We start from the raw sequence: 12,286 nt of genomic DNA, 5'->3' as shown, positions 1-12,286 counted from the left end.
CGCCCCAGCTCCCCGTCGAGCCCCCGCACCACCAGCGCCGGGCAGCGCACCTGGGTGAGCTCCTCCCAGTGCGCGTCGTACACCCAGGTCTCCCGGGACTTCAGCATCTGCTCGGGTTCGAAGACCGGCCGCCAGCCGTCGGCGGACTCGTGCATCACCTCGGCGTAGAACTCCCCGCGCGCCGGATTCGGCCGCTCCACCCAGGGATCGTCCTCACCGAACCACTTGCGTACGTCCGCGAGCGTGGCGAAGGGGACGGGCCACGCCCGGAACCAGTCCGCCCATTCCCGCTGCGAGGCGGCGCCGAGGGCGGAGGCCCGCATGTCGCAGATGACCAGGCCCCGCACCAGCTCGGGACGCTTCGCGGCGAGCTGCCAGGCGGTCAGCGCGCCCATGGCGTGGCCGATGAGGACGGCCGGGGCGAGGCCGAGCTGTTCGAGGGCGGCCTCCGCGTCCTCGACGTATGCCTCACGGGTGAACGCGGCCTGTGGGGGCTTGTCGCTCTGGCCGTGTCCCCGCTGGTCGAGCGCGACGGCCCGGTGCCGCTCGGAGAGCCAGCGGGCGGTGGACGCCCAGTGCGAGGCGCGGCCCATCAGGCCGTGCAGTAACAGCACCCCGTGCGCGCGCTCCTGGTCGGCGTGCGGCGCCGCCCGGTCCGGCGGTCCCGCCTGTCCGGGCACGAGGCCGGACGGGTCGGTCCCGGCCGGGTTGGTCCTGTCCGGGTCGGTCCTGTCCGGGTCGGTCCGGGCCGGGTCCGTCTTGGGCGGGTCGCCGAACTCCCATGCCGCGAGGCGTACGCCGCCCGCCCCGGTCACGTCGATGCGTCGCGCCATGGTCCTGGCACCCCCCTAGCTCCGCTCGGACCGCTCCCGCTCGAGCCGGCCGGTCCTGTGAACCGTGTCCTGCCGTTGCCGTGCACTCACTCCTGAAGCGCGGATTCCGCGTCCCCCGTCACTCCCAGGCTGTCCCCCGTCACTCCCAGGCTATCGAATGCGTATTCGAAAATGCCGTCTCGCCGGACAACACCCCTCGTTCGAGTGACCACGCTCAAGGAATGATCGCCGCCACCGAGGGGAGATCTTCAGCGGGAGGCGGACCGCTCGGGGAAACCGGTCCGAGGGGAATGACCCTGAGAGCTCGGGGCTCCGGGTCAGCACAGGGGAGGACAGGCCCCGGCGCCACAAGGCGCCGGGGCCATCCACACGTCCGCGGCACATCCCTCTCCCCCCTCGGTCATATGCCTCACGCGACAGCCTGGCACGCGATCCGGCCGAGCGCTCCGATTTCGGCGCACAGATTCCGGGCCGTGACCTCACCCCGCCGCGGACCGGCACGACACCCCTTCCATCACACCGGTACCGGAAGCCGTCAGCGGCCGGACACCGTGGGCGGCCAAACACCGTGACGGCCGGACACCGTCAGCGGCCGAACACCGTCAGCAGCCGCACGCCGTCAGCGGCCGCACGCGTCAGCGCTTGGCGACGAAGACGTGGGAGGCGACGTCCGCCTCCAGCTCCGCGGCCTCGCCGCCGCTGCCCACCAGCACACCGCCCGCCGACTCCGTCACGCTGACGACCGAGCCGGGCTGCACACCCGCGCGCCGCAGCGTGTACATCAGCTGCGCGTCCGTCTGGATCGGCTCACCGATACGGCGCACCACGACCGTCTTCCCGTCCGACCCCGGGTCCAGATCCGCCAGCGACACCATGCCCTCGTCCAGGAACGGGTCCGCGCCGTCCTTCTCGCCCAGCTCCTCCAGGCCCGGGATCGGGTTCCCGTACGGCGACTCCGTCGGATGCCTGAGCAGCTCCAGCACGCGGCGCTCGACGGCCTCGCTCATCACGTGCTCCCAGCGGCACGCCTCCGCGTGCACCTGCTCCCACTCCAGGCCGATCACGTCGACCAGCAGACACTCCGCGAGCCGGTGCTTGCGCATCACGCGCGTGGCGAGGCGACGGCCCTCGTCCGTCAGCTCCAGGTGCCGGTCGGCGGCCACGGCGACCAGGCCGTCCCGCTCCATCCGCGCCACCGTCTGGCTCACGGTCGGCCCGCTCTGGTCGAGCCGCTCGGCGATCCGGGCACGCATGGGGACCACACCTTCCTCCTCCAGCTCGAGGATGGTGCGGAGATACATCTCCGTGGTGTCGATCAGTCCGGACATACGTGCCCCTCGATGAGATCTGCCGGAAGCACGAGCAGCTTCCCGGCGCGTGCGCTGGCCCTGGACTCAATTCTGACGCATACCACTGACAACCGTGCCGTGCCGAGGAAACGCGGGGCCCCACGCCCTCGGCCAAGGGTCCTGCACCACCGTATTGACACGGCAGTGGTCCAGACCGCACGGTGATCCGCGACACAGCCGCCCCCACCCGCCCCGAAAGGGACCCGCATGAGCGACGCCACACTGGCCGACCAGTTCTTCGACGCCGCGATCGAGCTTCTGCGACGGGTCCGGGACGAGGAGGCGGAGGCCGTCACGGCGGCGGGCACGCTGCTCGCCGACACCGTCGCCGACGGGGGCCGCCTCTTCGCCTTCGGCGCAGGCCACTCCTCGCTGCCCGCCCAGGACGTCGTCTACCGCGCCGGCGGGCTCGCCCTGATGAACCTCCTCGCCGTGCCCGGCGTCGTCGGCGTCGACGTCATGCCCGCCACGCTCGGCTCCGCCCTGGAGCGCGTCGACGGACTCGCGAGCGCCGTCCTGGACACCTCCCCGCTCCGCGCGGGCGACGCCCTGGTCATCATCTCCCTCTCCGGCCGCAACGCGCTCCCCGTGGAGATGGCCATGAAAGCCCGCGCCCTCGGCGTGAAGGTCATCGGCCTCACGTCCGTGGCGTACACGACGGAGACGCGCTCCCGCCACGCCTCGGGCACCTACCTCAAGGACCACTGCGACATCGTCCTGGACTCAAAGATCGCCGTCGGGGACGCGACCCTCACCCTGGACACCGTCCCGGCCCCCTTCGCCCCCGCCTCCACGGTCGTCACCAGCGCGATCATGCAGGCGGTGATGGCGACGGCGGCGGGGTGTCTGGCGGAGCGGGGCATCGAGCCGCCGCTGCTGAGGTCGGGCAACGTGGGCGGCGGCCACGACTGGAACGGCAGGGTGATGACCGAGTACGCGGACCGCATCTTCTACCGGCGCTAGGGCCGCTTGGCCGCTTGAAGCCGCTTGGCCGTTTGGAGCCGCCTGGTCGTTTGGAACCGCCTGGTCGTTTGGAGCCGTCTAGCCCGCGTCCACAACCCCGGCCAGGTCCAGCGCGGCGGCGATCCGGACGGCCACGTCCTCCGCGTACACGGCGTCGGCCCGCTCGAACTGGCTCCGCCCGCTCCCCCGCAGAAACGTCACCACTCCCAACGTCCGCCCCCGACTGCGCAACACCGCGCACAACGCGTGCACCACGTCCGCGGGCCACTGCCGGGCCACGGCCCACTCCCGCGCCTGCTCACCGCCGACCGCTCCCACGCTCGCCCGCACCGACCCGGCCCGCTCCACGCACTGCAACGCCGGATGCCCCTGCCCGTACCGCACGGGCAGCCCCGCCTTCCCGGTGAGCAGACTCGGCCCCGGCCCACCGGACGGCGTGGCGGCGACCCGTACCAGCCGGACCGGCCCCTCCGCCGCCGCGTCGACCACCGCGCCACCGGCCACCCGGTCGATCAGCGCGTGATCGGCGAACCCGGCGAGCGCGAAGTCGAGATGGACCGTCGCCGCCTCCCGCGGATCCTCGCACTCGGCGGCCGCCCGCGCCGCCCGGTGCAACTGGATGGACCTGAACCGCAGCAGCGCCGCCTCCTGCTCGCCCTGCTTGCCCTCGGTCACGTCCTGGAAGAGCCACCCCACCCCGAGCGGCACCGGCTCCTCGGCGAGCGGTGAGGCCAGCCGTACGAACCCGCACCGCCAGCACCGCCGCTGCTCACCCTCCGCAGTGCGCACGCTCACCCAGATCTCGGCCGGCGCGGGCGGCGCACCCTCCGCCAGGACGTGCGTGAACGCGCTCTCCAGCTCCTCGACACCCTGCGCGAGCAGCTCCCCGAGCGGCCGCCCCAGAGCGGACGTACGCCCGATGCCCAGCGCCCGCGCCGCATGGGCGTTGACCACCGCCGGCCGCAGATCCGCGTCGACGAGCACGACACCCCAGCTGGCGTCCTCGAACAGCGCCTCGCTCAGCGCGATCGACCGCTCCAGATCGATCTGCGTGTGCACCTCGCTGAAGGCGCAGTACACCCCGGCGGGCTTCCCGTCCGGCCCTCGTACTGCGGCCGACTGGGTCCGTACGAGCACCCGCCCGCCGTCCTTGGTCAGCAACGCGAACTCGTGCACCTGCCGCCCGGGGGCCTGCATGGCGGACATCAGCCGCCCCTCGACCTCCTCCGCGTCGGCCTCCCGCACGGCCCAGCCCGCGAATCCGTGCCGGCCCACCGCCTCGGCCGCGGTCCAGCCCAGGATCCGCTCGGCCTCGCGGTTCCAGTGGGTCACGACCCCGTCCGCGTCGAAGGCGCACAGCGCCGCGTCCATCCCGTCGAGCAGCGCGGCGAGCAGATCCGAGCCGTCGGGGCCCACGGGGCCGGCCCGCTCGGGCTCGTCCGGCCCCAGCTCATCGGTGGTCCCACTACGCCGGGAAGCACTCACCTGGACCCCCTGCCAGCTGCGTCCGCAGGTACGGCGCGTCGGTTCGCTCACTCGCAATCATCTAACTGGAACGTGACGCAGCACACACCGAGTTCCCCAAGATTGAGAGAATCGTTGCCGGCCACTCCCCTCCACCATCACCCCTGACCCAGCCGAAGATCAACCCAGAGATCGCTCTCCCCGTCGAGCACATACCGCTCCACCTCGACGAACCCGCGCCGCTCGGCGAACCGCAGCCCGTCCTCGTTGGCCGCCAGCACGCACGTCTCCACGCCTCGCGCGCCCAGCACACGCGCGTGCGTGAGCCCCCTCTCGTACAGCGCGGTCCCGAAGCCGCGCCCCCGGTACTCGGGCAGCACGCGCGCGATGACGGTCGCCACCGCGCCCTCCCCCTCCGGCGGCCGCACGGTGGAGCAGCCCACGAGAACGTCCCCGAGATACGCGTTCTCCATCCGATAACGCCCGAGCCGCCCCCGCGCATCGTCCAGGGACATGGCGGCGGGCGGCACGACGGCGTTGTGCACGTACCGCCACTCCTCCAGCATGTCCTCCCCGTGCACGGCCTCGACCCGCAGCGTCCTGCGCCGCGCGTACACCTCGACCTCGATCCGCATCCGGGGGTCGGCCAGCCCGCACACCATCATCGTCGCCGCCGGCCGCACCTCACCGAAGACCCGGCGCAGCACGGGCCAGCACGGCTCGAAGTCCTCCCGCTCCGGCAACAGATAACGCACCCGAACAACGTCCTCGAACCCACACCCGGCCCGCCCCAGCGCGTCCCCGATATTGCGCAGACACTGCTCGGCCTGCTCGACGACGTCCTCGGAGATCGTCATGGCCGCGTAGTCGAACCCGGTGGTCCCGGACACATGCACCCAGTCCCCGTCCACCACGGCCCGCGCATACCCGATCCGCTCCTCGAACACCGAACCACTGAGAATCGCGCGCCGCTCCGCATGCTGCTCCGTCATGCGCCGAACGCTATGCGAGCCGCCCGGATCCGTCTTAGGAAAAAAACGGTTGATCGAGAGCCGAGCCGTTCTTAGGGTGTGGAGCACACGAGAAGGGAGGTGGTTCGGCAGATGTATGAATACCGGACGCGTGAGGTGACTGCGGGCTAGCGGCTCGCCACCACACCGAGTGCGGTGCCGGACCAGCACGTGAGCGAAACGTGCAGCCGGCCCAATCCCAAGCAGTCACCCGACCCGCGAGCTCGCCGGTACGTCCGGCCGGCTCCTTCGCTGAGGCGGAGGGACCAGAGCTCGCGGGTCGTCTGCGTTTCCGGCCCCCTCAGTGGGCGATGCTGTCGTAGCCCTCGATCTCGCGCGGGCCGCGGGCCGCCGGGCCCACGTAGCGTGCCGACGGCCGCACCAGCCGGCCCGTCCGCTTCTGCTCCAGGATGTGCGCCGACCAGCCGGCCGTCCGCGCGCACGTGAACATCGACGTGAACATGTGCGCCGGGACCTCGGCGAAGTCCAGGACGATCGCCGCCCAGAACTCGACGTTGGTCGCCAGCACCCGGTCCGGCCGGCGGGCGTGGAGCTCCGCGAGGGCCGCCTTCTCCAGGGCCTCGGCGATCTCGAAGCGTGGCGCGCCCAGTTCGCGGGCGGTACGGCGCAGCACGCGCGCGCGGGGATCCTCGGCGCGGTACACGCGGTGCCCGAAGCCCATGAGCCGCTCGCCGTTGTCGAGCGCCTGCTTGACGTAGGCCTCCGCGTCCCCGGTCCGCTCGATCTCCTCGATCATGTGCAGCACCCGGGAGGGCGCACCGCCGTGCAGGGGGCCCGACATCGCTCCCACGGCGCCCGAGAGGGCCGCCGCGACGTCGGCGCCGGTGGAGGCGATCACCCGGGCCGTGAACGTGGACGCGTTCATGCCGTGCTCGGCGGCGGAGGTCCAGTAGGCGTCGACGGCGGCGACGTGCTTCGGGTCCGGCTCGCCCCGCCAGCGGATCATGAACCGCTCGGTGATGGACTGCGCCTTGTCGATCTCCCGCTGTGGCACCATCGGCAGGCCCTGGCCGCGCGCCGACTGGGCGACGTACGACAACGCCATGACGGCGGCCCGGGCCAGGTCCTCGCGGGCCTCGGCGGCGTCGATGTCAAGGAGGGGTTTGAGACCCCACACGGGCGCCAGCATGGCGAGCGCCGACTGGACGTCCACCCGGATGTCACCGGAGTGCACGGGGATCGGGAACGGCTCGGCGGGCGGCAGACCGGGATTGAAGGCGCCGTCGACCAGCAGCCCCCAGACATTGCCGAACGAGACGTGACCGACCAGGTCCTCGATGTCGACGCCCCGGTACCGCAGGGCGCCGCCCTCCTTGTCCGGTTCGGCGATCTCCGTCTCGAACGCGACGACTCCCTCGAGTCCGGGTACGAAGTCGGACATCAGGCGGCTCCTCGTGTGTGTACGGCTCAATGGCGGCTCGGCCTGTCGGATCCCCGGTCGGCTCGTGCGACTCGGGGTCCTGGCGACCACCCTGGTGATGCCCCGCGCGGTTGGTCGTTCAACCGGAACGGCATCAGCACGATATCTCCGAGTGCCATTTTTGGGGAGGGTTCACGGCACTCAGTGCCACCTCGTTGGGGGGCCTCGGTGCCGCCTCGGTGGCCGCGTCCGTGCCACGGAGGCGCTTCGTCGCGGCACTCGTATGTACGGCAAGATGACCGCGTGACCGACCGAGACGCCGTCCCCCTCGATCCCGCCGCGATGCGCAAGCAGTACCGGGCCGAGGGCCTCGCCGAGTCCGAGCTGGCCGCCACGCCCGTGGAACAGTTCGCGCACTGGTTCGCGCAGGCCGCGACCGAGGCCCATCTCTTCGAGCCGAACGCCATGATCGTCTCCACGGCGAACGCCCAGGGCCGCCCCAGCTCGCGGACCGTGCTGCTGAAGGGGTTCGACGAGCGGGGCTTCGTCTTCTACACCAACTACGACTCCCGCAAGGGCCGCGACCTCGCCGAGAACCCCTACGTCTCGCTGCTCTTCCCCTGGCACCCCATGGCCCGCCAGGTCATCGTCGGCGGCGTCGCCCGCCGCACCGGCCGCGACGAGACCGCCGCCTACTTCCGCAGCCGCCCGCACGGCTCCCAGCTCGGCGCCTGGGCCAGCGCCCAGTCCAGCGTGATCCCCTCCCGCGCCGAACTCGACGCCTCCTACGCCGAACTCGCGGCCCGCTACCCGGAGGGCGAGCAGGTGCCCGTGCCCCCGAACTGGGGCGGCTTCCGGGTGGCCCCGGAGACGGTGGAGTTCTGGCAGGGCCGCGAGAACCGCCTGCACGACCGGCTGCGCTACGTGGCGGAGCCGGACGGAGGCTGGCGCGTGGAACGGCTCAGCCCTTAGCCGGGGAAGTCCTTAGCCGAGGACCCCGTCCAGGATCTCCGCCCACTGCCCCACCACCCGCTCCCGCCGCCCCGTGTCGTCCGTCAGGAGGTTCGCGAGGCCGAGGCCTCGGGCCATGTCCAGCAGGCCCTGGACGGTTTCGCGGACGCCGGGGCGGGATTCGTCGGCGTTCAGGAGGTCGATCGCGATGCGGTGGGTCTCGCGGCCGACGTGGGATTCCAACTCGGTCACGCGGGGGCGGAGTTGGTCCTCGTTGGAGGCGGCGACCCAGAGGTGGAGGGCGGCGCGGAAGAGAGGGCCGGTGTAGAGGTCGACGAGGGCGGCCACGACGACCCGGCGGTCCGCCGCGCCCTGGGGGAACAGGGCACGCAGGGCGGTGGAGCGTTCCTCGGCGACGTACTCCACGGCCGCCGTGAACAGGTCCTCACGGGTGGGGAAGTGGTGCTGGGCGGCGCCCCGGGAGACGCCGGCGCGTTCGGCGACGACGGTGACCGTGGAGCCGGCCCAGCCGTGTTCGGCGAGGCAGGCCACGGCGGCTTCCAGGAGCCGTTGCCGGGTGGCCCGGCTGCGGTCCTGCTTGGGCACGCGCTCGGCTCGTTCCTCACGCTGGTCGGTGGTCACAGCACCCATAGGGGATCCCGTCGTTCCAGAAAGGCCGTCATGCCCTCGCGGGCCTGCGGGGAGGCGAAGAGCCGGGCGGAGAGCGCGGTGAGGTCGGCCGCGTCCCGGTCGAAGGCCTCCAGGACCCTGGCCGTGAGCAGTGCCTTCGTCTCGGCCAGTCCTTGGGGCGCGGCCCGGCGCAGGCCGTCGAGGACGGGTTCGAGTACGGCGTCCACGTCGTCCCCGGCGGCCGTGAGCAGGCCGATACGGGCGGCCTCGGCGGCGTCGAGGCGTTCGCCGGTGAGGTAGTAGCGGGCGATGGCGCGCGGGTCGGTGCGGGGCAGGACCGGCAGGGAGATGACGGCGGGGGCCACGCCGATGCGGACCTCGGTGAAGGCGAACGTGGAGTCGGTGGAGGCGGCCGCGATGTCGCAGGCGGCCAGCAGTCCGAGGCCGCCGGCGCGGACGTGTCCGGTGACCCGGGCGACGACCGGTCTGCGCAGTTCGACGATCTGCCGCAGCAGCCCGACGAGGGCGTCCGGGGGCGGCGGGTCGCGCAGGTCGGCGCCCGCGCAGAAGGTGTTGCCGGTGTGGGTGAGGACGACCGCGCGGACGTCGCTGTCCTTGGCGCAGTCGGTGAGCGCGCCGGCGAGTTCGCCGACCAGGGCGGCGGAGAGCGCGTTGCGGTTGGCGGTGGAGTCGAGGCTGAGGCTCTCGACGCCCCGCGCGCGGGTACGTCCGATCAACGTCATGCGCGCTCCCTGGGTTCCCGCAGCTGCCGGCGGAGGATCTTGCCGCTGGCGGCCCGGGGGACGCCGTCGATGAAGGTGACCCGGCGGACGCGCTTGTAGGGGGCGACGCGTTCGGCGACGTACATCATCACCTCGCCCTCCGAGAGGTCGGTGGCGGTGGGCTGGCGGACCACGAAGGCGTGTGGGACCTCGTTGTTGTCGTCGTTGTAGACGCCGATGACGGCGGCGTCGGCGATGCCGGGGTGGGTGAGCAGCAGGGCCTCGAGTTCGGCGGGGGCCACCTGGAAGCCCTTGTACTTGATGAGTTCCTTGACCCGGTCCACGACGAACAGCCAGCCGCCCTCGTCCACATGGCCGACGTCGCCGGTGTGCAGCCAGCCGTCGGCGTCGATCATGGCGGCGGTGGCGTCGGGGCGGCCCAGGTAGCCCTTCATGACCTGGGGGCCGCGGATGAGGATCTCGCCGGACTCGCCGACGCCGAGGTCCTTGTCGGGGTCGTCGAGGGAGACGATCCGCATCTCGGTGCCGGCGATGAGCTTGCCGACGGTGCCGGGCGGGGCGTCCCGCATGGCCTCGCGGGGGACGACGTGGGTGCCGGGGGACAGTTCCGTCATGCCGTACGCCTGGCCGACGGGCGGCAGGCCGAGCCGCCGGGAGCAGGCCGCAGCGAGCTGGGCGTCCAGGGGGGCGGCGGCGCTGAGGATGTACTTCAGCGACGACAGGTCGTACTGCTCGACCGCGGGGTGTTTGGCGAGGGCGAGGACGATCGGCGGGGCGACGTACAGGCCGGTGATGCGGTGGTTCTGGATGGCGGCGAGGAAGGTGTCGAGCTCGAAGCGGGGCAGGACGACGACGGTGGCGCCGAGCCGCAGGGGCGCGTTCATGAGGGCGGTCAGGCCGTAGATGTGGAAGAACGGCAGGACGGCGAGGATGCGCTCGCCGGGTCCGGCCGGCATGACGGACTCGAGTTGGGCGAGGTTGGTGGCGATCTGCCGGTGGGTGAGCATCACGCCCTTGGGGATGCCGGTCGTCCCGGAGGAGTAGGGCAGGGCGGCGACGTCCTCGGCGGGGTCGATGTCGACGGCCGGTTCGGGGGCGGTGGAGGACAGCATGTCGATGAGGGAGCGGTGGCCGGGCGCGCTGTCGCAGACGAAGATCTCCCGTACTCCGCCCGCGAGTTCGGCCGCCCGGCGCGCGGCCTGCAGCAGCGGGGAGACGGTGACGATCCAGCGGGCCGCCGAGTCCGTGAGCTGCTTGGCGAACTCCTCGGGCGTGGCGAGCGGGTGCACGGTGGTGACGGAGGCACCCGCGCGCGTGGCGGCGTAGAAGGCGGTCGGGAAGGCGATGGTGTTGGGGCTGTGCAGGGCGAGTACGTCGCCCTTGCGGACGCCGGCCTCGGCGAGTCCGGCCGCGACGCGACGGTGGAAGCGGTCGAGTTGTTCGTACGTGAGGGTGGTGCCGTCGGTCCCGTCGATCAGGGCGGGAGCGTCACCGTATGCGGCGGCCCGGCCCAGCACCGCGTCGTGGATGGGCAGGTCGACGGCCGCCACGTCGGCGTACTCGCTGCGGAACACGGTTCCTCCTGGTACGACTAGTACGACTTGGGCAGGCCCAGGGTCTGGTGGGAGACGTAGTTGAGAATCATCTCCCGGCTCACCGGAGCAATACGAGCTACGCGCGAGGCGGTTATCAACGAGGCGAGCCCGAATTCCCGGGTGAGGCCGTTGCCGCCGAGGGTGTGCACGGCCTGGTCGACCGCCCGCACGCACGCCTCCCCCGCCGCGTACTTCGCCATGTTCGCCGCCTCGCCCGCGCCGACGTCGTCCCCGGCGTCGTAGAGGTGCGCTGCTTTCTGCATCATCAGGCGGGCGAGTTCGAGGTCGATGTGGGCCTGGGCGAGGGGGTGGGCGATCGCCTGGTGGGCGCCGATGGGGGTGTTCCAGACGGCGCGGTCGCGCGCGTACTCGACGGCGCGCCCGAGGGCGTAGCGGCCCATGCCGATCGCGAAGGCGGCCGTCATGATCCGCTCGGGGTTGAGACCGGCGAACAGCTGCAGGAGACCGGCGTCCTCGTCGCCGACCAGGGCGTCGGCGGGCAGCCGTACGTCGTCCAGGACCAGTTCGAACTGCTTCTCCGCGGCCTGGAGTTCCATGTCGATCTGCCGTCGGGTGAAGCCCTCGGCGTCGCGCGGGACGATGAAGAGGCAGGGCTTGAGGCGGCCGGTGCGGGAGTCCTCCGTGCGCCCGACGATGAGGGTCGCGTCGGCTATGTCGACGCCGGAGATGAAGACCTTGCGGCCGGTGAGCAGCCAGTCGCCGGTGTCGGGGTCGCGGCGGGCGGTGGTGGTGATGCGGTGGGAGTTGGAGCCGGCGTCGGGTTCGGTGATGCCGAAGGCCATGGTGCGGGTGCCGTCGGCGAGGGCGGGGAGCCAGGCGCGTTTCTGGGCGTCCGTGCCGAAGCGGGCGATCACCGTGCCGCAGATCGCCGGGGAGACGACCATCATCAGCAACGGGCAGCCGGCGGCGCCGAGTTCTTCCAGGACGATGGAGAGTTCGGCGATCCCGCCGCCTCCGCCCCCGTACTCCTCGGGGAGGTTGACGCCGAGGTAGCCGAGTTTGGCCGCCTCGGACCAGAGGTCCTCGCGGACGTAGTCCCGCCCGTGACGCTTGCCCAGGGCGGCGACGGCGGCTCGCAGGGCCTTGTGTTCCTCGGTCTCGATCATGACGCTCACTGCTCCTCCTCCACGACGGCCAGCAGCGCGCCGACCTCCACCTGCCGGCCGGTGGTCACGTGGAGGGCGCTGAGCCTCCCCGTGACGGGTGCCGCGATCTTGTGCTGCATCTTCATCGCCTCCAGCCACAGAAGGGCCTCTCCGGCCCGTACGGCGGCTCCCACGGCCAGTCCCTCGGCCACCTTCACGACCGTTCCCGGCATGGGGGCCAGGAGGGAGCCGGGGGCGTGC

Annotated in this window: 12 protein-coding genes; 2 read left to right on the top strand and 10 right to left on the bottom strand. The window is 72.1% G+C overall.

The annotated features are described in order from the left end of the window. Together GRC12_RS34140 and GRC12_RS34135 are read right to left on the bottom strand one after the other, a co-directional pair. On the bottom strand, positions 1–833 hold an 833-nt coding region (locus tag GRC12_RS34140), incomplete at its 3' end, for an alpha/beta fold hydrolase (protein WP_208783718.1). Positions 834–1,468: 635 nt separating this feature from the next. Then, positions 1,469–2,161, bottom strand: a complete 693-nt coding sequence (locus GRC12_RS34135) for a metal-dependent transcriptional regulator (protein ID WP_054216870.1) — start codon at positions 2,159–2,161, stop codon at positions 1,469–1,471. 228 nt (positions 2,162–2,389) lie between these two features. Here GRC12_RS34135 and GRC12_RS34130 point away from each other — a divergent pair, with 228 nt between their 5' ends. After that, the gene (locus GRC12_RS34130; protein WP_208783716.1) at positions 2,390–3,145 is read left to right on the top strand and encodes an SIS domain-containing protein; all 756 of its coding nucleotides are present in this window, start codon (positions 2,390–2,392) and stop codon (positions 3,143–3,145) included. A 78-nt stretch (positions 3,146–3,223) separates the two neighbouring features. On the opposite strand, the gene GRC12_RS34125 is transcribed toward GRC12_RS34130, so the two are convergent. The 3 genes from GRC12_RS34125 to GRC12_RS34115 form a co-directional block, all read right to left on the bottom strand. Beyond that, the gene (locus GRC12_RS34125) at positions 3,224–4,630 is read right to left on the bottom strand and encodes a PAS domain-containing protein (protein WP_208783714.1); all 1,407 of its coding nucleotides are present in this window, start codon (positions 4,628–4,630) and stop codon (positions 3,224–3,226) included. A gap of 137 nt (positions 4,631–4,767) precedes the next feature. After that, on the bottom strand, positions 4,768–5,601 hold the full coding sequence (locus GRC12_RS34120) for a GNAT family N-acetyltransferase (protein WP_208783712.1): 834 nt from the start codon (positions 5,599–5,601) through the stop codon (positions 4,768–4,770). 319 nt (positions 5,602–5,920) lie between these two features. Continuing rightward, positions 5,921–7,021, bottom strand: coding sequence for a citrate synthase 2 (locus tag GRC12_RS34115; protein WP_208783709.1), 1,101 nt, complete (start codon positions 7,019–7,021; stop codon positions 5,921–5,923). Between the two features lie 321 nt (positions 7,022–7,342). Between GRC12_RS34115 and pdxH the strand changes: the two genes are divergently transcribed. Further along, positions 7,343–7,972, top strand: coding sequence for a pyridoxamine 5'-phosphate oxidase (pdxH, locus tag GRC12_RS34110; RefSeq protein WP_244374211.1), 630 nt, complete (start codon positions 7,343–7,345; stop codon positions 7,970–7,972). Positions 7,973–7,984: 12 nt separating this feature from the next. Here pdxH and GRC12_RS34105 read toward each other — a convergent pair whose 3' ends face one another. From GRC12_RS34105 to GRC12_RS34085, 5 genes are all read right to left on the bottom strand, one after another. Next, positions 7,985–8,602, bottom strand: coding sequence for a TetR/AcrR family transcriptional regulator (locus GRC12_RS34105; protein ID WP_208783705.1), 618 nt, complete (start codon positions 8,600–8,602; stop codon positions 7,985–7,987). After that, positions 8,590–9,324, bottom strand: a complete 735-nt coding sequence (locus GRC12_RS34100) for an enoyl-CoA hydratase family protein (RefSeq protein WP_208783703.1) — start codon at positions 9,322–9,324, stop codon at positions 8,590–8,592. Before GRC12_RS34100 ends, GRC12_RS34105 begins: the two co-directional genes overlap by 13 nt. Continuing rightward, positions 9,321–10,898: a 4-coumarate--CoA ligase family protein gene (locus GRC12_RS34095; protein ID WP_208783701.1), complete on the bottom strand. Its 1,578-nt coding sequence runs from the start codon at positions 10,896–10,898 to the stop codon at positions 9,321–9,323. The genes GRC12_RS34100 and GRC12_RS34095 overlap by 4 nt, the downstream gene beginning before the upstream one ends. Before the next feature lie 17 nt (positions 10,899–10,915). Beyond that, on the bottom strand, positions 10,916–12,046 hold the full coding sequence (locus tag GRC12_RS34090) for an acyl-CoA dehydrogenase family protein (RefSeq protein ID WP_208783699.1): 1,131 nt from the start codon (positions 12,044–12,046) through the stop codon (positions 10,916–10,918). Positions 12,047–12,051: 5 nt separating this feature from the next. Continuing rightward, on the bottom strand, positions 12,052–12,286 hold a 235-nt coding region (locus GRC12_RS34085; RefSeq protein ID WP_208783697.1), incomplete at its 5' end, for a biotin/lipoyl-containing protein.

The organism is Streptomyces griseorubiginosus (assembly GCF_017614965.1).
Lineage (GTDB): Bacteria > Actinomycetota > Actinomycetes > Streptomycetales > Streptomycetaceae > Streptomyces > Streptomyces griseorubiginosus_B.
The sequence above is the reverse complement of the archived record's forward strand: the minus strand, read 5'-3'. Positions and strand labels throughout refer to the sequence as shown.

What these genes read in the sequence shown, in the direction of transcription:
- GRC12_RS34115 (WP_208783709.1), bottom strand. Translation starts at nt 7,021, where the DNA reads ATGTCCGACTTCGTACCCGGACTCGAGGGAGTCGTCGCGTTCGAGACG.
- pdxH (WP_244374211.1), top strand. Translation starts at nt 7,343, where the DNA reads ATGCGCAAGCAGTACCGGGCCGAGGGCCTCGCCGAGTCCGAGCTGGCC.
- GRC12_RS34120 (WP_208783712.1), bottom strand. Translation starts at nt 5,601, where the DNA reads ATGACGGAGCAGCATGCGGAGCGGCGCGCGATTCTCAGTGGTTCGGTG.
- GRC12_RS34090 (WP_208783699.1), bottom strand. Translation starts at nt 12,046, where the DNA reads ATGATCGAGACCGAGGAACACAAGGCCCTGCGAGCCGCCGTCGCCGCC.
- GRC12_RS34130 (WP_208783716.1), top strand. Translation starts at nt 2,390, where the DNA reads ATGAGCGACGCCACACTGGCCGACCAGTTCTTCGACGCCGCGATCGAG.
- GRC12_RS34105 (WP_208783705.1), bottom strand. Translation starts at nt 8,602, where the DNA reads ATGGGTGCTGTGACCACCGACCAGCGTGAGGAACGAGCCGAGCGCGTG.
- GRC12_RS34135 (WP_054216870.1), bottom strand. Translation starts at nt 2,161, where the DNA reads ATGTCCGGACTGATCGACACCACGGAGATGTATCTCCGCACCATCCTC.
- GRC12_RS34100 (WP_208783703.1), bottom strand. Translation starts at nt 9,324, where the DNA reads ATGACGTTGATCGGACGTACCCGCGCGCGGGGCGTCGAGAGCCTCAGC.